Below are 23,810 nucleotides of genomic sequence, written 5' to 3' on the forward strand. Positions count from 1 at the left end.
CCGAGGCAACCGCGCGATGGTAATTACCGACCGAACGTACGGTGAGATGGAGATGCTGTGAGCAGACTGTTGGAAAGCTACGCCCAAGGACGATGGCTCGCCGCGAACGACGAGGGAACCCCGTTGCTCAGCGCGATCGACGGCAGCGAAGTCGCCCGGATCTCGTCGACCGGTCTCGACGTCGCAGGCATGATCGACTACGCCCGCACCGTCGGCGGACCAGCACTCGCCGCATCGACGTTCCACGAGCGCGCCGGGCTCCTCAAGCAACTCGGACTGACACTCATGGCGGGCAAGGACGAGTTCTACGAGGTCTCCACGCTGACCGGCGCGACGAAGCGCGATTCGGGCGTCGACATCGACGGCGGGTTCGGCACCGTGCTCAGCTACGCGAGCAAGGCCAGACGCGAACTCCCCAACGACACGGTGTATCTCGACGGCGCGATCGAACAGCTCGGCAAGAGGGGCACCTTCCTCGGCCAGCACATCTACACCTCGCGGCGCGGGGTCGCCGTTCAGATCAACGCGTTCAACTTTCCGGTGTGGGGCTTCCTCGAGAAGCTCGCTCCCGCATTCATCGCGGGCGTCCCGTCGATCGTCAAGCCGGCGAGCCAGTCTGCGTACCTCACGGAACTGGTCTTCCGCCGGATCATCGAAAGCGGCATACTCCCCGAAGGATCGGTCCAACTGCTCTGCGGCAGCGCCCGCGGCATCATCGACCATCTCGGTGGACAGGATTCGGTGGCCTTCACCGGCTCTGCCGATACCGCGGCATCCCTGCGTTCACACCCGAACGTGACCGGAGAAGGTGTGCACTTCACCGCCGAGGCAGATTCGCTCAATGCATCCATCCTCGGTTCCGACGTGACGCGCGAGGATCCCGAGTTCGATCTCTTCGTCAAGGGCGTCTTCACCGAGATGACGGTCAAGGCAGGCCAGAAGTGCACGGCCATCCGACGAGTGCTGGTGCCGGAGTCATCGGTGGACGACGTCGTCGAGGCCTTGACGGCTCGGCTGGAGAAGGTCGTCGTCGGAGATCCCCGCGACGAGGGTGTCACGATGGGCGCGCTCGCCAGCATCGATCAGCGCGACGAGGTTTTCAAATCCATTCGTGGACTGACGAAGTCCGCGTCGGTCGTGTTCGGCGATCCCGACGCCGTCGACCCGCGCCCGGGCGCATTCATGGCTCCGGTGCTGCTGAAAGCGGGAGACAAGACCGCGCCCGAACCGCACGAGATCGAAGCGTTCGGACCCGTCTCGACGGTGATCGGCTACGACGACACCGCCGATCTGCTCGCCCTCGTCGCACGGGGCAAGGGTTCGCTCGTGGCATCGCTGGTGACCAAGGATTCCGCGATCGCACGCGAGATCGTGCTCGGATCGGCGCCGTACCACGGACGCATCCTGGTATTGAACAGCGAAGACGCCCGCGAATCCACCGGCCACGGTTCTCCGCTTCCCGTTCTGGTGCATGGTGGCCCGGGCCGCGCAGGTGGCGGCGAAGAGCTGGGTGGGATGCGCGGGGTACTGCATCACATGCAGCGCACCGCAATTCAGGGAACACCCGATGTCCTCACCGCGGTGGGCAACACATGGGTGACGGGTTCGGCCCGGATCACGGGCGAGAAGCACCCGTTCCGCAAGGACCTGGGCGAGCTGAAGCTCGGCGACACCATCGTCGGCGGACCCCGTCAGGTCACCAGGACAGATATCGACCACTTCGCCGAGTTCACCGGTGACACGTTCTACGCACACACCGATCCGGAAGCGGCAGCAGCCAATCCGCTGTTCGGTGGCATCGTCGCGCACGGATACCTCGTCGTCTCGCTCGCGGCCGGGCTGTTCGTCGACCCCGCGCCGGGCCCGGTACTCGCGAACTTCGGTGTCGACGACCTTCGATTCCTGACACCGGTCAAGGCCGAGGATTCACTGACGGTGACGCTCACCGCCAAGCTCATCACTCCCCGGCAGAGCGCCGACTACGGCGAAGTGCGCTGGGACGCAGTCGTCGTCAACCAAGAAGGCGATCCCGTCGCCACCTACGACGTGCTGACGCTCGTCGCGAAGCCGGAGGAAGCGAAATGACGTTCCGAGTGGCCGTGTGTTACGGCAAGCCCGATGATCAGGCGGCATTCGACGAGTACTACACCTCGGTGCATGTTCCGTTGGCCGCGGTGGTGCCAGGTCTGACCGAGTTCACCTGGGGGAAAGTCACTTCCATGGACGGCTCCGAGCCGCCGTACTACGCAATCGCGAATCTGTACTTCGCCGACGAGGACTCGCTGAAGGCCGGTCTGTCCTCGCCCGAGATGAAGGCCGCGGGCAAGGATCTACGCAACTTCGCCACCGGCGGGGTCACGATGTTCACGCAGGAGGAAGTGCGCGTCGGGGGCAGCGTTGATCGCGCGTGAGATGTTCGAACGGGATGTGGCATCGAAGAATCTCGGGATCGAATTGATCGAGTTGGCCGAGGGATACGCCAAGATGTCGATGACGATCACCGACAGCATGGTCAACGGCCATGCGATCACGCACGGCGGTTACGTCTTCCTTCTCGCGGACACTGCCTTCGCCATGGCGTGCAACAGCGGTGCCGACGCGACCGTCGCTGCGCGCTGCGACATCAGGTTCCTGCGTCCGACCAAGGCAGGCGATGTACTCGTCGCCGAAGCAGTCGAGCGAGCTCGATTCGGCAGGAATGGGATCTACGACGTCTCGGTCGGCTGCGACGGCGCCGCGGTCGCCGAATTCCGCGGAGACAGTCGAACCATCGGTCGATAGCAGGACCAGTCACGAATGGCGATGCAGTGGACTCCCGGACAGCGCCATCATCGCCTCACCGAGAGCTTCGTTCTGGGTGGGGTGAGCGTGCACGAAGGCGCCGATCTCCGACGGTAACGCCTCCCACGCCACCGCGAGTTGCGCTTCACCTATCAGCTCACCGGCTCGATCGCCGACGATGTGAACTCCGACTATCGGGCCGTCGGTACCGGCCCTGATGACCTTGACACCCCCTGCAGTGCCGAGGATTCGGCTCTTTCCGTTCCCTCCCAGGTCGTAGACCAGCGACGTGACGGTTCCGTGTTTCTCCTCGGCGGCGTGCTCGGTGAGGCCGACCGACGCAACCTCGGGGTGCGAATAGGTGACTCGGGGGATCGCGGCCCCGTCGATTCTGATCGGTTGCCGCCCGGCGATGAGCTCGGCGACGAAGATGCCGTGCTGAAAACCTCTGTGTGCCAGCTGATATCCAGCGACGATGTCGCCGACTGCGTATACGCCGGGAACGGTGGTGGTCAGGTTGTCGTCGACTGCCACGAAGCCGCGGTCGGTCGCGACGCCGATCTCGCTCAATCCGAGACCCTCGGTACGAGGACCTCGGCCGGCGGCCACGAGCACGACGTCGGCGACGAGGGTGTCGCCGTTGGACAACGAGACGGTGACATCGGAATCCGACGGAGCGACCGCCTCCACCGTGGTACCGACCCGAATATCGATTCCACGCTTCTTCAGCGCGCGAGTGAGCTGCTTCGACGCCCATTCGTCCTCGCCGGGCACGATGCGATCGAGCGCTTCGACGACGGTGACCTTCGACCCGAACGAGGTCCAGATGCTGGCGAATTCGATTCCGATGACGCCACCACCGAGTACCACCACGGATTCGGGAACACGATCGAGCGTGAGGGCGGTATCGCTGGTGATCACACGATCGGCGATCTCGATGCCAGGGATAGTGCGCGAGTACGAGCCTGTCGCGAGCACGAGCGATCGTCCGGTGAGTGCTCGGCCGTCGACCTCCACCGTCTTCGGGCCCACGAGATGGCCTCGTCCGTGGACGATCTCGATCCCTGGCTGCTTCAGCAGACCCTGCAAGCCTGCGTAGAGCACGTCCACGACGCGTTGCTTGTAGGCCAGCGCCGCCGGGATGTCGACGCCGGAGAACGTTGCACCGACCCCGACGGCACCCGCGCCACGCACGGCGTCGGCGATCTCGGCGGTGTGCAGCAGAGCCTTCGTCGGAATGCAGCCGCGATGAAGGCATGTGCCGCCGAGTTTGTCCTCCTCGACGATCACCACCGACAGCCCCAGTTGCGCGGCCCTGATGGCGCAGGAGTACCCACCGGACCCGCCGCCCAGGATCACGACGTCGACCTCGCTCATCGATTGCCGCCCAGAGCGAGTACCGGGTTCTCGACGTAATCGGCTACGGTGCGCAGGAATCCGCCCGCGACACCGCCGTCGCACACGCGGTGGTCGAACGTAAGAGACAGCGAAGTGACCTTGCGGACCGCGAGTGCACCGCCGACGACCCATGGCCTGTCGATGATGCGGCCGATGCCGAGGATCGCCGCCTCGGGGTGGTTGATGATCGCTGCAGACCCGTCGACTCCGAAGACTCCGTAGTTGTTGAGCGTGAACGTTCCGCCGGTCAGCCGGGCAGGCGGCAGCGAACCGGCCCGGGCCAGTTCGGTGGTTTCGAGCAGTCGTTCCGAGAGCTCACGTAGATCTGCCTTGTTCGCCTGGGCGAGAACAGGAACCATCAGCCCGCGATCGGTCTGCGCCGCGATGCCGAGGTGAACGTCGGTGTAGCGCAGGATCTCGCCCGCTTCCGTGTCGACCGTGCTGTTGAGTTCGGGGAACTTCGCCAGCGCCGTCATGGTGAGGCTTGCCAGTACCGCCAGCAGCGAGACTGTCACCCCGTCGAGCGATGCGTCCAGGTCGCGACGCGCCTGCAGCAGTGCCGTCGCGTCGACGTCGACCCACGTCGTCGCCTCCGGGATCTCGGATCGGCTTCGAGACATCCTGTCGCCGATGAGCTGTCGAATTCCCGTGATCGGGATTCGGGTGACTCCCACTCGTGAGGGCGCCGGCGCGGACAGTGCGCGCTCGACGTCCGCGCGGGTGACGACACCATCGATGCCCTCGGTGGCGATGTCGTCGAGGTCGAGCCCGCCGTCCAGCGCGAGCCTGCGCACGATGGGAGACAACACCTTCGGTTGAGAGTTCTTCGACGGCGTCGATGCAACGGCAGGTGATTCGGGCACTGCAGCCCGACGACGCCTGCGCGTGGCAGGCCCGTGTCCGGTCCCGTAACCGATCAGCACATTTCCCGAACCGGCCTGATCGTCCTGGTCACTCCGCAGGCTCCGCTCCCGCTCTCCCTGGTCACTCCGCAGGCTCCGCTCCCGCTCTCCCTGGTCACTCCGCAGGCTCCGCTCCCGCTCTCCCTGTCGGTACTGCTCGTGGGCGGGGTCACTTCCGCCGTCGATGGTGATCAACGGCGTCCCGACGGCCATGGTCGTGCCCGCAGCGCCGTGCAGCTCGGCGACGACGCCTGCGAACGGACACGGCACCTCGACGGATGCTTTTGCGGTTTCCACCTCGACGACGACCTGGTCGATCGTCACGGTGTCTCCCGGTTTCACCTTCCACTCGACGATGTCGGCCTCGGTGAGTCCCTCGCCGAGGTCGGGAAGCATGAATACCTGCGCGCTCATGCGGACACCGCCTTCGCCGGTACAGGAGTGTCGTTCCACTGCAAGCGGTCGATGGCGTCGAGCACGCGGTCCGGGCTGGGTAGATGGAAGTGCTCGAGTTTCGGTGCGGGGTAGGGGATATCGAGCCCGCTGACGCGTAGTACCGGTGCATGCAGGTAGTGGAAGCAACGCTCCTGGATCCGCGAGGCGATCTCGGCGCCGACGCCGGCAAAGCCCTGCGCCTCCTGCACGACGACGCATCGGCCGGTCTTGCGTACCGACTGTGCCACGGTCTCCTCGTCGAACGGGTTGATCGAGCGCAGGTCGACCACCTCGACGTCTCGGCCGTCCTGGGCTGCGAATTCGGCAGCCTGCACGGCCACCGACACGGACGGGCCGTAGGCGAGCAGGGTGACGTCGGTGCCTGGACGTCGAACGACGGCGGTGCCGATGGGCTCGGTGCGGACCGGATCGATGTCGTCCTTGGAGAAGTAGAGCCGCTTCGGTTCGAGGAAGATCACCGGATCCGGGTCGGCGATGGCGTCGCGCAGCATCGAGTATGCGTCGGCGACCGTCGATGGCGAGATCACCTTCAGGCCAGGGGTGTGTGCGTAGTAGGCCTCGCTGGAATCGCAATGATGCTCCACGCCGCCGATTCCGCCCGCGTACGGAATGCGTATGACCATCGGGGCGCTGAGCGATCCCCGTGTGCGGTTCCGCAGCTTGGCGACGTGCGAGACGATCTGCTCGAATGCCGGGTATGCGAACGCGTCGAACTGCATCTCGACGACGGGCTTGAAGCCGGACATCGCCATGCCGACGGCGAAGCCGACGATCCCGGATTCGGCGAGCGGGGTGTCGAAGCATCGGTCTTCACCGAAGTCCCGCGTCAGACCGTCGGTGACGCGGAAGACTCCGCCGAGTGTCCCGACATCCTCGCCGAACACGACGACTTTGTCGTCGTCGGTGAGAGCGTCGCGCAGAGCGGCGTTGAGGGCCCCTGCCATGGTCAGAACTGTCATGTCAGTTGTCCTCTGTTTCGATAGCGGCAGCGATTTCGGCGGTGACCCGATCGCGTTGTTCGATCAAAGCTGCAGTGGGGGTTTCGTATACGAAACGGAAGAGATCCTGCGGGTCGACGCTCTGCTCGGCGTTCATTCCCGACCGCAGTGCTGCAGCGTCGGCGTCGGCAGCCTCGGTGATCTCGGCCCGCAGCGCATCGGTGACCACTTCGCGCGCGGCGAGGTAGGTGTCCAGGCGCGCGAGAGGATCACGCCCGAGCCACCCTTCGACCTCCGAGGCCTTGCGGTATCGAGTGGCGTCGTCGGCGTTGGTGTGTGCATCCATTCGGTAGGTGTGTGCTTCGACGACGACGGGTCCCTTGCCCGCTCGCACGTACGCGACGGCTTCGTCCATGACGGCCATCATCGCCACCGGGTCGTTGCCGTCGACCTGCTCACTGCCGATGCCGTAGCCGACTCCCTTGTGTGCCAGCGACGGAGCTGCGCTCTGGCGGGCGAGAGGAACGCTGATGGCGAATCCGTTGTTCTGCACGAGAAAGATGACCGGCGCGCGGAAGACGGCGGCGAAGTTCAATGCCTCGTGGAAATCGCCTTCACTCGTGGCGCCGTCGCCGCAGAATGCGAGGGCTATCGTGTTTCGGCCCTGCTTCGACTCGGCGTACGCGAACCCGGTTGCGTGCAGCAATTGTGTTGCCAGAGGGGTGCACTGGGGTGCGACGCGGTACTGCGTCGGGTCGTACCCGCAGTGCCAGTACCCGGCGAGCATGCCCAGCAGTTCGACCTGGTCGATGCCTCGCGCTGCCAGCGACATCGAGTCGCGGTACGTCGGGAACATCCAGTCCGTCTCGTCGAGGCACAGCGCCGCCGCGATCTGGCAGGCCTCCTGACCGCGAGCCGATGGATACACCGCCAGTCGTCCCTGCTTGGTCAATGCCGTTGCCTGCTGGTCGAATCGACGGCCGTGGACCATGGACCGATACATCTGCAACAGCCGCTCGTCGGACGGTTTGGCGTAGCGCGCTGCACTGTCGACGCCGGTGCCGTCGGGTGCGAGGTACTGGACCGGACGGTCGGCAGGCATGAACTGCTGATACTGCGCTGCCGGTGCACTCTCGACTGTCGTCATGGGGCATTCTCCTGAAATCGACTTGTATAGTGATTCTCTCCCTTGGGTGGCATTGTTTCGTCACAGATTTATGATTCGGAGACAGATGGTCGGATTCCTCTGCCATATGTCAGCTAGTGTCCAACGTGGCACGCGTTCGACGAGAGAGTGGTGGACATATGGCAGAGGGCCAGAGCCGGGTAGAACTGGACGACGTCGATCGCCGGATTCTGCGCGAGCTGTCGAGTGATGGACGACTGTCGATGCGGGTGCTCGCCGATCGCGTTCATCTCTCGCGAGCACATGCGTACACACGTGTCGAACGGCTTCGATCCACCGGCGTCATCGAGCGCTTCACCGTGCGGGTCGATCACGCCGCGTCCGGTCTGGGGACCTCGGCGTTCATTGCGCTCTCCATCCGGCAGGACTCGTGGCGGGCAGTGTCCGACGGCCTGAAATCCATGGCGTTCGTCGACCATTTCAGCTTGCTCGGTGGCGATTTCGACGTGTTGGTGCTCGTGCGAACGCCCGACAACGAAACGCTACGGCATGTCGTCCTGGAGGGGCTGCAGGCTGTCGATGGGGTTCGATCCACCCGGACCTGGCTGATCTTCGAGGAGGCGCGCGGCGGACTGGGCAGTGGCATCGCACCGGCCGAAACCTGACCGGCGCTGGAGGTTTCGTCGATCAGAAGTTGCCGCGTGCCGCCTGCTCACGTTCGATGGCTTCGAAGAGCGCCTTGAAGTTCCCGATACCGAATCCGAGGGAACCGTGTCGCTCGATCAGCTCGAAGAAAACCGTGGGCCGGTCGACCAGGGGCTTGGTGAATATCTGCAGTAGATAGCCGTCCTCGTCACGGTCCACCAGGATTCCTCGCTTCTGCAATTCTTCGATCGGTGCCCGAACGTTGCCGATACGCGCGCGCAGTTCCTGGTCCTCGTAATACGAGTCGGGAGTGGCAAGAAACTCGACACCGGCCGCGAGGAGCGCGTCGACAGAGGCGAGGATGTCGTTGGTCGCCAGGGCGAGGTGTTGGGCGCCGGGTCCTCGGTAGAAATCGAGATACTCGTCGATCTGCGAGCGCTTCTTCGCGGCGGCAGGTTCGTTGAGCGGGAACTTCACTCGGTGATTGCCGTTGGAGACCACCTTGCTCATCAGTGCGGAGTAGTCGGTCGCGATGTCGGCTCCGACGAACTCGGCCATGTTGGTGAAACCCATGACCCGCTTGTAGAAGTCGACCCACTCGTCCATCTTCCCGAGCTCGACATTGCCTACCACGTGATCGAGAGCCTGGAAGATCCGCTTCGACGGCGTTGCTCTGGTCGAGGTGCGGGGGATGTACCCGGGCAGATAGATGCCGGTGTAGTTCGACCGATCGACGAGCGTATGGCGTGTGTCGCCGTAGGTCGCGATCGAGGCGATGCGAACGGTGCCCGCCTCGTCGGTGAGATCGTGCGGCTCGACCAGAACGCGCGCGCCCTGTGCCCGCGCGTGTTCGATGCAGCGGTCGACGTCGGGTACCGACAGGGCGATGTCGGTGACGCCGTCGCCGTGGCGGGCATGGTGTGCGCCCAGATCGCTGTCGGGATCGACGGCGCCCTCGATGACGAAACGCACTGCACCGGAGATCAATACGTACGATGATCGCGCTGGCCCGTGGTCGGTCCCGCGTACGCGACCAGTTCCATACCGAACGCGGACTGGAAGAAGTGCGAGGTCTGCACCGCATTGCCGACCGCCCACACGATCGCGTCCCACCCGCTCACGGGAAACGGGTCGCGCCGGTCGTCGTATTCGACGAGGCCGACGAGTTGGCGGAGCTGGTCTGCATCGAGTTCGGCGAGCGTGTCGTCGTTGTTCGGAACGGTGTCGATGGTCATTGATTCACCTTCGCCTGCATGGAGTTGATGTACTGGCTGTACAAGAAGGCAACACCGGTGTGTCGAGGGTGTCAATTGGGTACTGTCGTGATGGAACTACTGACGTGTATTCGGCATGTTTGCGCTGATTTTCTATACATAGTGTTAGGTGGTGGCTGGTTCGATGGACGTTGTACTCGACGAGCTGGATCGAGCGATTCTGGCCGCGCTGCAGGAGAACTCGCGGACGGGGGTGTTGGGGTTGTCCCGGGATCTCGGGGTCGCGCGCGCCACTGTGGCCGCGCGCCTGCACCGTCTGGAAGAGCGCGGCATCGTCATCGGATACGAGGCCCGAATCGGTTTGACGGCTGCGGGATACGGAGTTCAAGCCTTCGTGACATTGGAAATCGCGCAAGGCGCCCTCGATGATGTCGCCGCCGTTCTGGAGGCCATACCGGGTGTACTCGAGGCGTTCGCGACCACCGGCTCGGGCGACGTGCTGTGCCGAGTCGCCGCCGCGTCGCACGACGACCTTCAGCAAACGCTGATAGCGCTCAATCAATCCCGCACGATCGCGCGGTCGACGAGCGTGATCGTGCTCTCGGAGATCGTCGGCTTCCGCACGATGCCCCTTCTCGACGCAGGCGAGTCCCCTCGCACGCCGAAGGCCCCGGCGTACCGAGGCGGCCGAAGCACGGTCGATCCTGGGTAGGCCGGGGCCCGAGCGCTGCCGAAGAGGTCAGGGGACCGAGGGCGCCAACTGGGTCAACAGTGTTCTGCTGCACGCGATCCGGTCCGAGTATCCAGCGCCCGTGTGTCCCCGGCCGGAAGTTCGGATTCATCAGGTGATTATCGCTATGTGATAATTGGATTCCCCTGAACAAGAATGTCGTTAGTGGCATGGATCACGTTCGGCAACCCATCGGGGCCGAAAATGATCGAATTGTCGAGTACCACCCGTATCGAGAAGAAACGAGACTCACGTGACCGAAAGTTCGAACGAGTCGGCGGCGCGACACCCAGGCGTCCTTGCACTGGACGCGGGAACTCCGCGGATCGACAGCGAGGCCTGGGTTGCATTCAACGCGACCGTCGTCGGCCGAGTGAACATCGGACCGTCCGCTGGAATCTGGTACAGCGCAGTGCTTCGCGCGGAATACGAGGACATCACCATCGGCTCGGGGTCGAACCTGCAAGACGGAGTTGTCGCGCACGTCGACCCCGGGTTCCCGTTGACTGTCGGGGAGAACGTCAGTGTCGGGCACAACGCCGTGCTGCACGGCTGCACCATCGGTGACGGATCGCTCGTCGGGATGGGCGCGGTGATCATGAACGGCGCCGTGGTCGGTGAAGGATCGCTCATCGCGGCCGGTGCATTGATCACCGAGAACGCTCAGATTCCTCCGCGATCGCTCGTAGCAGGCGTACCGGGGAAAGTCCGGCGCGAACTCACCGACGACGAGGTGGCACACAACGGCGCCAACGCGGCGGTCTACCGGGAGTTGGCCAAGGCGCACCGCACCGCTCGGCCTGCCTGACCCACCGCGTTCAGCCCGCCAGGGCGGCTTCGGTCTCTTCGGCGGAACTGCGAACGGCGGGACCCCACATCAGACCTGCCGACACCGGCACACGGTCGAGCGGTCCCGCCACGCAGACGGCGGCGAGCACACGCCCCTGCATCCGGACGTCCGCCCGACTCGGCGTCCCGAACCTTTTCCCGGGGTGAATCGATCCGTCGTCGCCGATCAGACCGCGGCGTTGAGCCGCGAATGATGCCGGGAGTAGGTGAAGTACAGAATTGTCGTCAGGACGAGCCACACGGCGAACAGCAACCACGTCTCCCAATGCAACGTCGAGATCAGATACAGGCACGCGAGAATCGACAGAACAGGCAGTACCGGGTACAACGGAACCCTGAACCCGCGTTCGAGATCCGGTTCCCGTCTGCGCAGAATGATCACGCCTGCGGACACGACCGTGAACGCCACGAGGGTGCCCATGCTCACCAGATCGGCGAGAAAGTCCAGCGGCAGCAACCCGGCCATCGTTGCGACGACGATCGCGACGATGATCGTGTTGGGGATGGGGCTCAACGTCTTCGGGCTGACGTCGGAGAAAACAGCGGGAATCATCCCGTCGCGGCTCATCGCGAACAGCACACGCGTCTGCCCGTACAACGTCACGAGAGTGACCGAGAAGATCGAGATCACCGCACCGGCGGACAACACGATCGACGGCCAATCCGCTCCGGTGACGTTCTGCAGAATCTCCGACAATCCCGCTTCCTGGCCTTCGAACTCGGTGTACTTCTGCGCCCCGACAGCGGCGAACGTGACGATCAGATAGATCACCGTGACGACGACGAGTGCGGTGATCAACGCAATGGGCAACGTGCGCTTGGGATTCTCCACTTCCTCGCCCGCGGTGGATACGGCGTCGAGCCCGATGAAGGTGAAGAAGATCATTCCGGAGGCGGCACCGATACCGGCCACACCGAACGGTGCGAACGGCTCGAGATTCGAGATGTCGAAACCGAAGAACGCGATGACCGCGAACATGGCAAGCACGGTGATCTTGGTGACGACCATGATCGCGTTGACGCGTGCCGACTCACTGGTACCCCGAATGAGTAGTAGCGCACAGAGTCCGACGAGAACGATTGCCGGAAGGTTGATTCCGAATCCGAGACCATCACCCGGAGCATGGCTGAGGACGTCGGGAATCTGGAAGCCGAACAGTCGATGCAGTAGGTCGTTGAGGTACTGACTCCACAGGACCGATACCGCTGCCGTCGAGACGCCGTACTCGAGGATCAGGCACGCGCCGACGAGCAACGCGACGAACTCACCCAGGATCGTGTATGCGTAGGTGTACGTCGAACCGGACGCCGGAATGCTCGATGCGAGTTCGGCGTAACACAGTGCCGTCAGGCCCGCGGTGATCGCGGCGATGACGAACGAGAAGATGACGGCCGGTCCGGCCAACGGTACGGCGTTGCTGAAGATGAAGAATATTCCGGTGCCGACGGTGGAGCCGACGCCGATACACGTCAGCTGGAACGTGTTCATGCTTCGCTTCAGTTGCGTTCCGCCATGGTCCGATTCGAGCGCGGCGATATCGCCGATGGGCTTGCGCCGCAGCAGAGTGCTCATTGATCCTCCGAGGTGGGGCCGTGTGGGTGGATGGAACTGCCCCGCGGGACGACGAGCAGCGGCACCTGCGTGTGCCTGATGATCTTCGACGCCGAAGAACCGAGAAACACTCGTGCGATCGGCCCGAGGCGGGAGGAACCGACGACGAGTAGGTCGTCGTCGGCGAGCTCGACGGCCTTCACGGCCTGCTCCCACCCGTTGCCCACCCCGAGGGCGGTGGAGACCGGGACTTCGGGGTGGGTGTCCGAAAGCGATGTTTCGGCGTCGGACAGCAGTTTTCGGGCCTGCTCCATCCAGTGCGCACTGACGACGTCCTCGGCGTCGTACCCGCCGAACGGGGGATACGAGGTGGATGCGCGCGGCGCGAATGCCACCAGGCGCAGCGGTAGCGACCAGTCCGCGGCGAGGGCGGCTGCGGTCGTCAGCGCGTCCTCGGATTGGGCGGTTCCGACGTATGCGCAGTTGATCCGTGCGATGGGTGAAGTCGACTCGCGAGTACCCGTAGGTGCCAGGGCAAGCGGAACGGTCGCGGAATGCAACAGCGAGTCCGTTGTGCTGCCCGGCCCGAAATGTCGGTGCGGGGCATGCTTCGATCCGAGGACGACGATGTCGGCACCGTGCTGCTTGGCGGCTTCGTCGAGGCCGGCGCTCTCGGCTGTGTTGCTGACGTAGAAGGCGTCAGGATCACCCGTCGGGATACCTAGTTTCGCCAGTTCCGTCCGTGCCGACTCGACTGCGGCCACACCACGCTCGGAGAGCCATCGTCGGTATTCGGCGTCGATCTTGGCCATCGACGGGGACGGCCACGACTGGGGAAGCACCGTGCACGCCTGCGTCGTCGTACTACCCGAGGCCGAGAACCTGGCGGCGAGTGCAACCGCGTCGCGGCCGGCGTCGTCGGGCAGCCATCCGACGAGTGCTCTGATCCCCATACAGCCTCCGGTCCCATACCAAGATCAGCTCAGTATGGGACCGGAGGGTCGATTCTGCAGAAGAAGCAAGCTAGTTCTTGGAGGCGAGAACCTTCGACGATGCGAAAGTCACGGCGTCGGGAATCGAGCTGTTGACCACGTAGGAGAGGTGGGCGAGAACGTTCACGCCCGCACCGCACACCGGATCTCCGTCGGTGCAGTACGTCTTGGCGCGGTCTCCGTACAGTGCGCTTTCCTGCTCGATGGTCTGCTTCCGCATACCGAGCGGGTCACCGAATGTGACCACCGCCGCGATCCGCGGTGCCAATGCTTCCGGAACGACCTCGCCGACGCCGAAGTCGGTCGGCACGCCGAGTGCGATGGCGGTTGCCGATGCGCCCTGCGAATACCCGCCGAGTACGAACGTGGTGTCCGAGCAGCGTGCCGAGATCTCGGTGACCACGCGGGTGATGTCGGTGGCGCCGTCCGGCGCGGTCTTCTGACTCCAATTGGCGTCGTAGTCCACCGCGTAGGTGTCGACGGTCTTGCTCGGGAGCGCTGCCTTCAGCTTGGTTGCCAGCGGGTCACCGACGATGCCGAGGCCGGGAACTTCCCCCGAGCCGCGCGCGAACACCAGCTGGACGTCGGGGCACGCTGCGGCGGTGTCCGCCGGGGCTGCTCCCGCGGCCGGCGCGGTCGAGATCAACGACGCTGCGGCAGCGACGAGGAGAGTCCCCCCGATGCCGATGCGTCGGGTGATATCGGTCGAACGTGGCATGGGATTTCCTTACTGTCGGTGGAGCTGCTCGTCCACGATATGGTTCGCCGCCGACGCCGACAATTGTTATCCGGCAGGATATTCGGAACGAAATTGGTGACTGTTACCAACGATCAGCGTTGTGGCCGAAGCAGTCCCGTCAATCGATGTGCCTGCGCCAACAGCAGCGTGCCGAGTTCGTGATGGCGTTCGGGTCGGAATCTGGTTTCGACGCCGGTGAGGCTGAGTGCCCACGCAGGCGCGCCGGATCGGTCGAAGACGGCGGCACCGATGCCCCAGCTGCCTTCGACGAGCAGCGCCGGGTTGACGGCGTATCCCGTTTCCCTGGTGGAGGTGACGCGTTGGGCGATGGCCTCGGGGCTGTGCTGAGGTCCCCAGTCCGGTTGCAGGTCGGTCCTGGCCAGATACTCGTCGATTTCCCGATCGGGTAGATGCGCGAGAATCGCCAGCCCCGCCGAGGCGACGCCGAGGGGAAGCCGAAGACCTTCGTGGAGAACATGCGATCGCAGCGGGAAACTGCCGTCCTCGCGGAGCAGGCACACGGTCTCGTCGCCGCGTCGCGTCGACAGGAACGCGCTCTCACCGCTCTCGCTCGCCAACGCGTGCACGACGCGTCGCGCATGGTCGGTGATGTCGTAACGGCTCGCGGCGGCCGAGCCGAGTAGGTACATCTCGGGTCCGAGTGCCCACCGGCCCGTCGCCGAATCTCGGTCGAGAAAGCCCTCGTCGGCCAGGGAGGTCAACAGCCGATGTGCAGTCGGACGTGCGAGGCCGGTTGCTCGGGCCAGGTCCGTCGTCGACGCTCCTGCCGGCTCTGCCGCTCCCACCGCACGCAGCAGTGCCGTCGACCGTGCGATGACATTGGGTGTGGCAGCCATGGTGGCAGCCTAGCGTTCATCCAGTGAACGCAGGTTCGAGACCTGTTCAATGAGTGACCGGTTTACTGCCGATTCTCGCTGTCCTCTTTTCAGGATCGCCAGCTCAGCGTTCACTGGTCGCAGACATCAGCGCGTCTGCTGAGTGAACACGTGAGGAGTTCTTCTGTGTCAGGAAAGGTGTACGAAACGGCGGCCGACGCCGTGGCCGACATCGGCGACGGAGCGAGCCTGGCGGTCGGCGGCTTCGGGCTGTGCGGCATCCCGGATGCGCTCATCGACGCCATCGCCGCGACGGACGCACGTGAATTGGAAGTGTTCTCCAACAACTGCGGCGTCGACGACCATGGTCTCGGAATCCTGCTGTCGATCGGCCGAATTCGGCGCGTCACGGCGTCGTACGTCGGCGAGAACAAGGAGTTCGCGCGGCAGTATCTGAGCGGCGAACTCGAGGTCGAACTGACCCCGCAGGGCACCCTCGCGGAGCGACTTCGCGCGGGCGGCACCGGAATCCCCGCCTTCTTCACCCCCGCAGGGGTCGGCAGCCCGATCGCCGACGGCGGTATGCCGTGGCGCTACAACACCGACGGCACCGTCGCACTCGAGTCACCGCCGAAGGAAACGCGCGTGTTCGGCAACAAGCGCTACGTCCTGGAGGAATCGATCAACGCGGATTACGCGCTCGTGCACGCCGAGATCGGTGACACCGAAGGCAACCTCGTGTTCGACAAGACGGCGATGAACTTCAACCCGCTCGCTGCGATGGCGGGCAAGATCACCATCGCCCAGGTCGAAAAGCTCGTCGAACCCGGTGAGATCGATCCCGGCAGTGTGCATCTGCCGGGCGTGTTCGTCCAGCGGATCGTCCACACCGGACCGCAGGACAAGAGAATCGAAAAGCGCACTGTCAGTGCAGGAGGTCGGGCATGAGCTGGACACGGGATCAGATGGCCGAGCGCACCGCCGCCGAGATGATCGACGGTGAGTATGTCAACCTCGGAATCGGTTTGCCCACACTGATTCCCGGCTACCTGAGCGCGGACATCAAGGTGGTCCTGCACTCGGAGAACGGCATCCTCGGCACCGGTCCGTACCCCACCGAGGACAAGGTCGACGCCAACCTGATCAATGCCGGAAAGGAGACCGTCACCGTCAATTCCGGTGCAGCGTACTTCGATTCGTCCCTGTCGTTCGGGATGATCCGCGGCGGTCACATCGACACCGCGGTGCTGGGCGGAATGCAGGTCTCGCGTACCGGCGACCTCGCCAACTGGATGGTCCCGGGGAAGATGGTCAAGGGCATGGGCGGGGCGATGGATCTGGTGCACGGAGCCGGGCGCGTCATCGTCGTCATGGAGCACACCGACCGCGACGGTAATCCGAAGATCCTCGACACCTGCACCCTGCCGCTGACCGGCCAAGGCGTCGTGAACCGGATCATCACCGATCTGGCAGTGATCGACGTCGTCGGCGACGGCACGCTTGCTCTCGTGGAACTGGCACCCGACGTCACCCGCGCGCAGGTCGAAGCATCGACAGGGGTGGCGCTGAGCTGAAACAGTGCTAAGGTTGAACCTTCAACTTAGGTAGAAGGATCAACCATGAGCTCTGTGATGAACCCACCGGCGGCCGGTGCCGCGTTCGACGCCTTCCTGCGTGACGTGGCGCCGGCAAGCCGGTCGCAGCGACGGTGGACGCCCGCGGACGGACCGCTGCCCGCGCTGTACATCAGCCACGGCGCACCACCGGTGTTCGACGACGCCCTGTGGATCGACGAGCTGTTCACCTGGTCGCAGACCATGCCGAAGCCCACCGCGATACTGATCGTCAGTGCGCACTGGGAAGAAGCGCCGCTGAGCCTGTCTGCCGCGGCGCCTGGCACGCCGCTCGTATACGACTTCGGCGGATTCGCGCCCCGCTACTTCTCGATGACCTACCCCACGCCCGACGCGCGCGATCTGGCGGCGAAGGTTGCGGCGGTCATGCCTGCGTCCGAGCATCTGCACGAGCACACCTCGCGCGGCCTCGACCACGGCGCATGGGTCCCGCTGAAGATCATGTACCCCTACGCCGACGTCCCGGTGCTGCAACTCAGTCTGCCGACGCACGCCCCCGATCGCCTCCTGGGGATCGGCGCCAGGCTGAAGCAACTGCGCGCCGAGGGTGTCCTCGTCATCGGATCCGGATTCATGACGCACGGGTTGCCGTACCTCTCGCGCGAGAATTTCCTGGCCAACACCGTGCCCACGTGGTCCCGCGATTTCGATCAGTGGTCGGCCGAGGCACTGGCGCGCGGCGATGTCGATGCACTCGCAGGTTTTCGCAGTGACGCGCCGGGAATGCCGTACGCACATCCGACGGTCGAGCACTTCACGCCGCTGTTCGTCACTCTCGGTGCCGCGGCGGATTCGGAACGACCGGTGGACACTGCCATCACGGGATTCCAGTTCGGTTTGGCGAAGAGGTCGTTCTCCGTCGTGTAGCTAGTGTGGGGTCATGTTCGTCAACTCCTCCACCACGTTCGTCGCCGACGCACTTCGCGGTCTCGTTGCCTCCACCGGTGACATTGCGTGGCATGCGGATCCAGGATTCCTGACGCGTCGCGACCCGCTGTCTCCTGGTCGTGTGGCAGTGCTGTCCGGTGGTGGATCGGGCCACGAACCGATGCACGCCGGTTTCATCGGGAAAGGCATGTTGGCCGCGGTCTGCCCGGGCCTGGTGTTCACCTCGCCCAACGCACTCCAGGTTCACGAAGCCTCCAAGGCAATCGGTGTGGGCGGGGGAGTGCTGCACATCGTCAAGAACTACACGGGCGACGTCATGAACTTCGGAATCGCCCGAGAACTGTTGCGAGAAGACGGCATCGAATCCGACTGCGTAGTCGTCGACGACGACGTGGCCACCGAGCGCGCCGATGGCGACGGCCCGGGCAGGCGCGGGACCGCGGCGACCGTCGTCGTGGAAAAGATCTGTGGCGCAGCCGCAGAACGCGGCGACTCACTTGCGGACGTTGCAACTCTCGGCAGGCGGGTCGCAGCGAACTCGCGAAGCATGGCTGTGGCACTACATCCCTGCACGCTCCCGGGATCCGACGAGCCGTCGTTCGACCTTCCGGAAGGTGAGATCGAACTCGGGATCGGTATACACGGCGAGCGCGGAACCTCGCGAGTACCCACGATGGCAGCCCAGGAGATCGTCGCGGCGTTGGCAGGGCCGGTGGTGGATTCGCTCGCGCTCGAACGCGGAGAGTCGGTCATCGCATTCGTCAACGGACTCGGTGCTACGCATCCGATGGAGCTACAGCTGCTGTACGGCGAGCTCGCGGAGTTCTTGTCCGACAAGGGTATCGAGATCGCTCGACCTCTCGTCGGATCGTTGGTGACGGCGCTGAACATGGGTGGCGCCTCCGTCACACTGGTTCGTGTCGACCGCGAGGTGCTGGAGCTGTGGGATGCGCCGACGGATGCACCGGCCTGGCCCAACACGCCGGCGACGAGTGCCGGGTATCTCGGCGCGCGACAAGGATTCGGCCCGGCCTATACCCCGAGCGGACTCGACGACGACAGAAGCGAATTCGTGTCCGCATGGGTCGGAAATTGGGTGCAGCGGGTGCTGGACGAGGAGTCGTCGCTCACCGATCTGGATCGGCGCGCAGGCGACGGCGATTTCGGAACCAACATGGCAGCCGCTCTGCATCAACTCGACCTCGGCAGTGTTCGCGAGAGATACTCGGCGACAACCATCTTCGAGGCCGTCTCCGAGGCCTATCTGGGTCACGCGGGCGGGACGTCCGGGGCTCTGTTCGGGATCTGGTTCCGGCAGTTCTACCGCAACCTCGGTACCGTCGACCTGGCGTCGATCACCGCGGCCGCGCGCAGCGGACTCGACACCATCACCGAACTCGGCGGAGCACGGACCGGAGACAAGACCATGGTCGACGCCATCGCCCCTGCCGTCGAGGCACTCGAAGCCGCGTCCGACCTGGCCGCCGGACTGCGCGCAGCAGCGCAGGCTGCACAGACCGGAGCCGAGTCGACGCAGGAACTGACTGCGAACCGAGGCCGAGCCTCCTATATCGGCGACGCAGCGCGAGGCGTCGTCGACCCGGGTGCGTTGGTGATCGCCTGGTTCTTCCAGGCGGCGTCAGACGCTCGGTGAACCCAGGCGGCGTCAGACGCTCGGAGAACCCAGGCGGCGTCAGACGCTCGGAGAACCCAGGCGGCGTCAGACGCTCGGAGAACCCAGGAAGACACGCGCAACGGCTTCGAGACCGGCCTGGTCGTCGGCGTCGAACCTGCTGGGGACCGGGCTGTCGAGATCGAAGACGCCGATGAGGGTGTCGCCGTCGTACAGGGGCACCACCACCTCCGAACGCGTCGCCGCATCGCAGGCGATGTGCCCCGGGAACTCGTGGACGTCGGCGACACGCTGGGTCTCGCGTGTTGTCGCGGCGGCTCCGCACACCCCCTTGTCCAACGCGATGCGGACGCAGGCCGGCTGTCCCTGGAACGGCCCGACGACCAACTCGGTGCCGTCGAACAGGTAGAAACCGACCCAATTGACCTCGGGCAGCGCGTGGTATACCAGCGCCGAGATATTCGCGGCGTTCGCGATGCGATCCGATTCGCCGTCGACGAGCGCTCTGGCCTGCTGGACCAGCTGCTCGTATTGCTCTGTCTTGGATCCGTCGAGTGCGGTAGCGGTGAACGACATGCGCTCGATTCTATTTCTTCGGCTGCTTTCGTCGACCATTGAGCCGCCCGGCTGCGAAACCGACAGCGAAGAGCACCAGCAGAATCAACCACAGCGGCGAGGTGATGTGCAGCCAGAACAGTTCGATGGTCGTCGAATATCTGTTCTCGGCGATGAAGACTGCCGCCAGGATCACCAGAAGAATGGAGATCCAGTGCGTCTTCAGCAAACCAATGGTTCTGCTACTTCCCGACATACATCGAGAAGCTACCTGCTCGGAGTGCCTTCTCGGCTCGGAAGCGCGAAGCCGAGGACCACCAGAAACAGCGACATCCCGGTCACCTGAATGCGTTGGGCGATGCCGAGCCCGTAGGAGCCGGGCAGGTTGTCCGCGATCATCAACCATGCCGTCGCCACGGACGTGATCACCAACACCACCGTTCCGGCCGTCCGAACCAACGGCAGTATCCCGTACCGGAAAGCCGCAACGGTGAAGGCGATCATCGCGGTGAACACAGCGAATACTGCGATCGTGCTGGTGAGCGCATGAATGTGGTGGAGTTGCGGAAACAGGCCACTCGGCTCGACCGGGCAGCTCGGATCGTTCTCGGCCACACACTCGATCGGCAGCTGCGAGTCCGCGATCGTCGCGGCGCCGAATATCCCGATCGCGATCCAGCCGACGGTCGTCAACGGGCGCCTGGCCAACACCCACAACCCGATCCCCGACGCCGCGATCAGAAGCAGTCCGGTGATCAGATCCGCGGTGCTGAAGAGGTGCTCGTACGGCTGATCGGCGGCATCGAGCTCGCTCAGAAACGAATGCGCCGGATCCAAACCGGTGTCGAGAAAGAACTCCGCCACCCACGCCGAGTACAGAACCCCTGCTACCACCAGTAACACCGTCAACACGGTGACCTTCCGTCGCATCACCTGAGCAACTGTAACGATCCTCGCCTGCGGGGTTCTCCCAGTCCCCGTGGGTGAGCGCGGGGGTGTGACCGAATGTCACCCTCGCTCACTCCGGGGTGACCGAATGTGACATTCGCTCACCCCGGGGTGACCGAATGTCGCCCTCGCTCACTGCAGGGTGACTGAATGTCGCCCTCGCTCACTGCAGGGTGACTGAATGTCGCCCTCGCGCACTGCAGGGTGACTGAATGTCGCCCTCGCTCACTGCAGGGTGACTGAATGTCACCCTCGCGCACTCCGGGGTGACCGAATGTCGCCCTCGCTCACTCTGAGTGACTGAATGTCGCCCTCGCTCACGCCAGGGTGACCGGATGTGACATTCGCTCGCGCCGGGTGGACGAAGGAGGCCCTCGCTCACTCTGAGTGACCGGATGTGACATTCGCTCACGCCAAGGTGACCAAATGTGACATTCGCTCACCCCAGGACCCGGACCACCAGCTCGGCGGCGGCCACGGGATCCTCGTGTTCCCAGATGCGGAGGACGGTCCACCCCTCGGCGGCTAGGAGCCGGTCGGTGTCGCGGTCACGGGCGACGTTGGCGGCCAATTTGTCCGCCCACCACTGGGCGTTGTTGCGGGGCTTGGTGGCGTGGATGGGGCAGCTGTGCCAGAAGCACCCGTCGACGTAGACGGCGACCCGGCGGCGAGGGAACACGACATCTGCCCGACGCCTCATGCCCTTCAGCGGTGCGCGGTCGACGAAATACCGCAATCCGCGGCGGTGGAGTTCGCGTCGCAGCGCGATCTCGGGTTTGGTGTCACGCCGACGCTGCTTGCTCAGCCGCGCCGACGTTGCGGCGTCGGTCAGCGGACGGTTCACACCATCGACAGTAGCCACCGCTTGGATGTCACACCGAAGCTATCTGATCGTATGAATGCACCATTCAAGCGATGAGAACCGCTACCCGTCCTCACTGTCCTCCGGCTCGGACCAGGTGGGAGCAAATTTGTTCCGTCGCTCGACCTCTCCGTGGACGACGCCGACAAAGTCGTCGAACGAGAGTGTCTGCGATTCGGTCGGGCGGCCATTACGAGGGGGCGACTCGTCGACGTCGAAGAAGCGTACTTCGCCGTCCGGGTCGTACAAGCCGATGAAGACCTTCTCGAACAGGTCGTAGCGGGTGTCCTCGGCGCCGAGGTCGACCCACATCTTGCTCGGCCCGCCGACGACGGCCCGTTTCCCGCGGCCCGATCGCTTGGACAGCGTCGTCACGTGATGGGCGAACGAGGACTTGCCGATGTCGCTTGCCTTCGAGGCGTCGCCGTCGTCGCACGTAGAGAACGGCTCGAACATGACGGCGATGAGCACGCTGTAGGGCTGACGTTGGTGCAGCACCATCGCTTCGCCGCGGAGTTCGTGGTCGTTGCGCACGATGTTCTTGGTCCAGCGGCCGTACTTGCCCGTCCTCGGGCTGAAGTCTCGGAAGCTGTAGGTCTTGATGGAGACGCACAGGATCAGCCCGAGCGTCGGATCGAGGGCTTTGACGTCGAGGCGCTTGCGGCCCTTCGCGACGTCGACCTGCGCTTCCTGCCCGACGCCCATCGCGTCGGGCGTGATGTTCGGGTAGTGCGGCCGTAGTGCGTCGGCGACGGTCTGCGCGAGGTGGTTGGACAGGCGCTGGGCGTAGTTCTTCTTGTCGCTGCGATCGGCGTCCGGTGCAGGCTTGTCACCCGCAAGGGTCAGTGGCCGCGCCAGAGCGGGCGGGTCGGGGAACAGGTGCTCGCTCATGCGGCACGCGGATGGGGATGGCCGCCCATCCGGTCGAGGTGGGATTCGACGTCGTCGAGGAAGCCGGGAAGGAAACGCAGGTTGCCCATTCGGGCGCGTTTGAGGAATCCGGCGGTTGCCCGGGCCGACAGCAGCTGCGAATCGTCGAGGAAATCGCTGAGGTTCTCGTAGGGCTCGTGCACCGGCCACGTCGAGCGCTGGACACGGTAGGCCGCGCCGCCGCGCCCCCACGCCGCGGTCGGCCAGGCCTGACCGGCGAGGATCGGGGTGTCCTCGGAGTCGTCGTGCACGTGTGGCCGTTCGATCTGCGACGCGACCCATGACGCCATGCGGACACTGACGGCGTTGCCGACGAGCTTCCACCGGTGGCCTGCGCGCACTCCAGGCAGTGTCAGCGCGGGTGCGGTCCAATCGGGATCGAACCCCTGCAACCGCTCGGCGCCGACGATGCCGGGCGTGACGATCTCACCGGAGGGCAGCCGAACCGCGGGTGGGCTCGCGATGCCGAGAGACGAGCCGCCCTTGAGCGTCGGAACGGCGTTGACCGCCCATCCCAGTCCCCGTGTGCCCTCGGTCCAGTAGAAGCCGCACGGTTGCTCGCCGGGATCTCCGTCGGGCACGGGCCCTTCGTCCTGAGTGAACAGCACCTCGCGCGGATCCTCGGTGCGAGAGGCCAGCATGATGACGCGCTGGCGACGCTGCGGCAGCCCGAACGAGCGAGCATCGACGACGCGGTATGCCCACATGTATCCCAGATCCGACAAGGCATCGGTGATGTGACGCATCGCCGCGCCCCGACCGAGCTGAAGCATGAAGGGCACGTTCTCGATGAGCAGCCAGCGTGGTCCGTTGCGTCGCTTGACGAGCCGAAACACCTCGTCGACGAGGCCGGATCGGGCACCGGTGATGCCCGCCGTGCGACCTGCCTGCGACAGGTCCTGACACGGGAAGCCTGCTGCGACGAGCTCGGTGCCCGACGGAAGCGCGCGCAACTTGGTGACGTCGGTGTGCAACGGCACGTCCGGAAAATGTGCACCGAGCACCGCACCCGCACCCGGGTCGATCTCGCACAGCAACTCCGTCGACCAGCCTTGCTCCGAGAGCCCCAATTCGAGCCCGCCGATCCCGGCGAACAGCCCGACCATCGATCGCGAACTCACGGGCACCCTTCTGTCGAGAACGAACCAAGAACCGAAAACTTCAGAGGGAACGTTACTCGAGAACTCCGACAGGTTCCTCCC

Annotated in this window: 25 protein-coding genes and 1 pseudogene; 10 read left to right on the forward strand and 16 right to left on the reverse strand. The window is 64.7% G+C overall.

Translation table 11 applies throughout. The annotated features are described in order from the left end of the window. Positions 1-57 precede the first annotated feature (57 nt). From paaZ to paaI, 3 genes are read left to right on the forward strand one after another with little or no spacing between them, the layout of a single operon-like run. Entirely contained in the window at positions 58-2,085 is a 2,028-nt protein-coding gene (gene paaZ, locus RY1_RS06700; protein ID WP_072802773.1) for a phenylacetic acid degradation bifunctional protein PaaZ, read from the forward strand. After that, the gene (locus RY1_RS06705; protein WP_072802774.1) at positions 2,082-2,411 is read left to right on the forward strand and encodes an EthD family reductase; all 330 of its coding nucleotides are present in this window, start codon (positions 2,082-2,084) and stop codon (positions 2,409-2,411) included. The genes paaZ and RY1_RS06705 overlap by 4 nt, the downstream gene beginning before the upstream one ends. A gap of 1 nt (position 2,412) precedes the next feature. Next, positions 2,413-2,781, forward strand: coding sequence for a hydroxyphenylacetyl-CoA thioesterase PaaI (gene paaI, locus RY1_RS06710; RefSeq protein WP_072802775.1), 369 nt, complete (start codon positions 2,413-2,415; stop codon positions 2,779-2,781). A gap of 9 nt (positions 2,782-2,790) precedes the next feature. Here the strand turns inward: paaI and lpdA are convergent, their stop codons facing one another. From lpdA to RY1_RS06730, 4 genes are read right to left on the reverse strand one after another with little or no spacing between them, the layout of a single operon-like run. After that, positions 2,791-4,158 (reverse strand): dihydrolipoyl dehydrogenase, encoded by a 1,368-nt coding sequence (lpdA, locus tag RY1_RS06715; protein WP_072802776.1) that lies wholly within the window; start codon positions 4,156-4,158, stop codon positions 2,791-2,793. Then, positions 4,155-5,495, reverse strand: coding sequence for a dihydrolipoamide acetyltransferase family protein (locus RY1_RS06720; protein ID WP_072802777.1), 1,341 nt, complete (start codon positions 5,493-5,495; stop codon positions 4,155-4,157). Before RY1_RS06720 ends, lpdA begins: the two co-directional genes overlap by 4 nt. Further along, the gene (locus RY1_RS06725; RefSeq protein ID WP_072802778.1) at positions 5,492-6,496 is read right to left on the reverse strand and encodes an alpha-ketoacid dehydrogenase subunit beta; all 1,005 of its coding nucleotides are present in this window, start codon (positions 6,494-6,496) and stop codon (positions 5,492-5,494) included. Before RY1_RS06725 ends, RY1_RS06720 begins: the two co-directional genes overlap by 4 nt. A 1-nt stretch (position 6,497) precedes the next feature. Continuing rightward, positions 6,498-7,622 carry a thiamine pyrophosphate-dependent enzyme gene (locus tag RY1_RS06730; RefSeq protein ID WP_072802779.1) on the reverse strand — a complete coding sequence of 375 codons (1,125 nt, stop codon included), beginning with the start codon at positions 7,620-7,622 and terminating at the stop codon, positions 6,498-6,500. A gap of 158 nt (positions 7,623-7,780) precedes the next feature. Between RY1_RS06730 and RY1_RS06735 the strand changes: the two genes are divergently transcribed. After that, on the forward strand, positions 7,781-8,266 hold the full coding sequence (locus RY1_RS06735) for an Lrp/AsnC family transcriptional regulator (protein ID WP_072802780.1): 486 nt from the start codon (positions 7,781-7,783) through the stop codon (positions 8,264-8,266). A gap of 22 nt (positions 8,267-8,288) precedes the next feature. On the opposite strand, the pseudogene hppD reads toward RY1_RS06735, so the two are convergent. Beyond that, positions 8,289-9,481 (reverse strand): annotated as a pseudogene (gene hppD / locus RY1_RS06740) (4-hydroxyphenylpyruvate dioxygenase). A gap of 163 nt (positions 9,482-9,644) precedes the next feature. Here hppD and RY1_RS06745 point away from each other — a divergent pair. After that, entirely contained in the window at positions 9,645-10,172 is a 528-nt protein-coding gene (locus RY1_RS06745) for an Lrp/AsnC family transcriptional regulator (RefSeq protein ID WP_072803053.1), read from the forward strand. Between the two features lie 271 nt (positions 10,173-10,443). After that, a complete protein-coding gene (locus RY1_RS06750) occupies positions 10,444-10,998 on the forward strand; it encodes a gamma carbonic anhydrase family protein (RefSeq protein WP_072802781.1) in 555 nt (184 codons plus the stop codon). Between the two features lie 10 nt (positions 10,999-11,008). On the opposite strand, the gene RY1_RS30830 is transcribed toward RY1_RS06750, so the two are convergent. The 5 genes from RY1_RS30830 to RY1_RS06770 form a co-directional block, all read right to left on the reverse strand. Next, a complete protein-coding gene (locus RY1_RS30830; protein ID WP_281249957.1) occupies positions 11,009-11,140 on the reverse strand; it encodes a hypothetical protein in 132 nt (43 codons plus the stop codon). A gap of 65 nt (positions 11,141-11,205) precedes the next feature. Further along, positions 11,206-12,612, reverse strand: coding sequence for an amino acid permease (locus RY1_RS06755; RefSeq protein WP_072802782.1), 1,407 nt, complete (start codon positions 12,610-12,612; stop codon positions 11,206-11,208). Next, on the reverse strand, positions 12,609-13,544 hold the full coding sequence (locus RY1_RS06760) for a universal stress protein (RefSeq protein WP_072802783.1): 936 nt from the start codon (positions 13,542-13,544) through the stop codon (positions 12,609-12,611). The genes RY1_RS06755 and RY1_RS06760 overlap by 4 nt, the downstream gene beginning before the upstream one ends. A 70-nt stretch (positions 13,545-13,614) precedes the next feature. Next, positions 13,615-14,301: a cutinase family protein gene (locus RY1_RS06765; RefSeq protein ID WP_072802784.1), complete on the reverse strand. Its 687-nt coding sequence runs from the start codon at positions 14,299-14,301 to the stop codon at positions 13,615-13,617. A gap of 113 nt (positions 14,302-14,414) precedes the next feature. Then, entirely contained in the window at positions 14,415-15,179 is a 765-nt protein-coding gene (locus tag RY1_RS06770) for an IclR family transcriptional regulator (RefSeq protein ID WP_072802785.1), read from the reverse strand. A 165-nt stretch (positions 15,180-15,344) separates the two neighbouring features. Here RY1_RS06770 and RY1_RS06775 point away from each other — a divergent pair, with 165 nt between their 5' ends. Genes RY1_RS06775 through RY1_RS06790 form a run of 4 tightly spaced genes read left to right on the forward strand, consistent with a single transcriptional unit; the run spans position 15,345 to position 19,334 of the window. Next, a complete protein-coding gene (locus RY1_RS06775) occupies positions 15,345-16,106 on the forward strand; it encodes a CoA transferase subunit A (protein ID WP_174565347.1) in 762 nt (253 codons plus the stop codon). Continuing rightward, positions 16,103-16,732, forward strand: a complete 630-nt coding sequence (locus RY1_RS06780) for a 3-oxoacid CoA-transferase subunit B (protein WP_072802787.1) — start codon at positions 16,103-16,105, stop codon at positions 16,730-16,732. The genes RY1_RS06775 and RY1_RS06780 overlap by 4 nt, the downstream gene beginning before the upstream one ends. 45 nt (positions 16,733-16,777) lie before the next feature. Then, entirely contained in the window at positions 16,778-17,659 is an 882-nt protein-coding gene (locus tag RY1_RS06785; protein ID WP_072802788.1) for a dioxygenase family protein, read from the forward strand. A gap of 13 nt (positions 17,660-17,672) precedes the next feature. Beyond that, complete coding sequence (locus RY1_RS06790; protein WP_072802789.1) at positions 17,673-19,334, forward strand: dihydroxyacetone kinase family protein; 1,662 nt, start codon at positions 17,673-17,675, stop codon at positions 19,332-19,334. A gap of 66 nt (positions 19,335-19,400) precedes the next feature. On the opposite strand, the gene msrC is transcribed toward RY1_RS06790, so the two are convergent. The 6 genes from msrC to RY1_RS06820 all read right to left on the reverse strand — a co-directional run bounded on the left by msrC (position 19,401) and on the right by RY1_RS06820 (position 23,714). Next, positions 19,401-19,889, reverse strand: a complete 489-nt coding sequence (msrC, locus tag RY1_RS06795; RefSeq protein ID WP_072802790.1) for a free L-methionine (R)-S-oxide reductase MsrC — start codon at positions 19,887-19,889, stop codon at positions 19,401-19,403. A gap of 10 nt (positions 19,890-19,899) precedes the next feature. Continuing rightward, a complete protein-coding gene (locus RY1_RS06800; protein WP_072802791.1) occupies positions 19,900-20,124 on the reverse strand; it encodes a hypothetical protein in 225 nt (74 codons plus the stop codon). 11 nt (positions 20,125-20,135) lie between these two features. Beyond that, positions 20,136-20,801, reverse strand: a complete 666-nt coding sequence (locus RY1_RS06805; RefSeq protein ID WP_072802792.1) for a DUF998 domain-containing protein — start codon at positions 20,799-20,801, stop codon at positions 20,136-20,138. A gap of 454 nt (positions 20,802-21,255) precedes the next feature. Beyond that, positions 21,256-21,660, reverse strand: coding sequence for a very short patch repair endonuclease (locus RY1_RS06810; protein WP_072802793.1), 405 nt, complete (start codon positions 21,658-21,660; stop codon positions 21,256-21,258). 81 nt (positions 21,661-21,741) lie between these two features. Beyond that, entirely contained in the window at positions 21,742-22,569 is an 828-nt protein-coding gene (locus RY1_RS06815; RefSeq protein ID WP_072802794.1) for a hypothetical protein, read from the reverse strand. Further along, positions 22,566-23,714 carry a DNA cytosine methyltransferase gene (locus RY1_RS06820; protein WP_072802795.1) on the reverse strand — a complete coding sequence of 383 codons (1,149 nt, stop codon included), beginning with the start codon at positions 23,712-23,714 and terminating at the stop codon, positions 22,566-22,568. The genes RY1_RS06815 and RY1_RS06820 overlap by 4 nt, the downstream gene beginning before the upstream one ends. Positions 23,715-23,810 lie beyond the last annotated feature (96 nt).

The organism is Rhodococcus yunnanensis NBRC 103083, assembly GCF_001895005.1.
Lineage (GTDB): Bacteria > Actinomycetota > Actinomycetes > Mycobacteriales > Mycobacteriaceae > Rhodococcoides > Rhodococcoides yunnanense.

Coding starts and splice junctions, on each gene's coding strand:
- RY1_RS06730 (WP_072802779.1), bottom strand. CDS start 7,622: ATGACGACAGTCGAGAGTGCACCGGCAGCGCAGTATCAGCAGTTCATG.
- RY1_RS06780 (WP_072802787.1), top strand. CDS start 16,103: ATGAGCTGGACACGGGATCAGATGGCCGAGCGCACCGCCGCCGAGATG.
- RY1_RS06820 (WP_072802795.1), bottom strand. CDS start 23,714: ATGGTCGGGCTGTTCGCCGGGATCGGCGGGCTCGAATTGGGGCTCTCG.
- RY1_RS06770 (WP_072802785.1), bottom strand. CDS start 15,179: ATGGCTGCCACACCCAATGTCATCGCACGGTCGACGGCACTGCTGCGT.
- RY1_RS06745 (WP_072803053.1), top strand. CDS start 9,645: ATGGACGTTGTACTCGACGAGCTGGATCGAGCGATTCTGGCCGCGCTG.
- paaI (WP_072802775.1), top strand. CDS start 2,413: ATGTTCGAACGGGATGTGGCATCGAAGAATCTCGGGATCGAATTGATC.
- RY1_RS06735 (WP_072802780.1), top strand. CDS start 7,781: ATGGCAGAGGGCCAGAGCCGGGTAGAACTGGACGACGTCGATCGCCGG.
- RY1_RS06785 (WP_072802788.1), top strand. CDS start 16,778: ATGAGCTCTGTGATGAACCCACCGGCGGCCGGTGCCGCGTTCGACGCC.
- RY1_RS06790 (WP_072802789.1), top strand. CDS start 17,673: ATGTTCGTCAACTCCTCCACCACGTTCGTCGCCGACGCACTTCGCGGT.
- RY1_RS06720 (WP_072802777.1), bottom strand. CDS start 5,495: ATGAGCGCGCAGGTATTCATGCTTCCCGACCTCGGCGAGGGACTCACC.
- RY1_RS06815 (WP_072802794.1), bottom strand. CDS start 22,569: ATGAGCGAGCACCTGTTCCCCGACCCGCCCGCTCTGGCGCGGCCACTG.
- RY1_RS06760 (WP_072802783.1), bottom strand. CDS start 13,544: ATGGGGATCAGAGCACTCGTCGGATGGCTGCCCGACGACGCCGGCCGC.
- lpdA (WP_072802776.1), bottom strand. CDS start 4,158: ATGAGCGAGGTCGACGTCGTGATCCTGGGCGGCGGGTCCGGTGGGTAC.
- msrC (WP_072802790.1), bottom strand. CDS start 19,889: ATGTCGTTCACCGCTACCGCACTCGACGGATCCAAGACAGAGCAATAC.
- RY1_RS06705 (WP_072802774.1), top strand. CDS start 2,082: ATGACGTTCCGAGTGGCCGTGTGTTACGGCAAGCCCGATGATCAGGCG.
- RY1_RS06765 (WP_072802784.1), bottom strand. CDS start 14,301: ATGCCACGTTCGACCGATATCACCCGACGCATCGGCATCGGGGGGACT.
- RY1_RS30830 (WP_281249957.1), bottom strand. CDS start 11,140: ATGCAGGGGCGTGTGCTCGCCGCCGTCTGCGTGGCGGGACCGCTCGAC.
- RY1_RS06800 (WP_072802791.1), bottom strand. CDS start 20,124: ATGTCGGGAAGTAGCAGAACCATTGGTTTGCTGAAGACGCACTGGATC.
- RY1_RS06755 (WP_072802782.1), bottom strand. CDS start 12,612: ATGAGCACTCTGCTGCGGCGCAAGCCCATCGGCGATATCGCCGCGCTC.
- RY1_RS06725 (WP_072802778.1), bottom strand. CDS start 6,496: ATGACAGTTCTGACCATGGCAGGGGCCCTCAACGCCGCTCTGCGCGAC.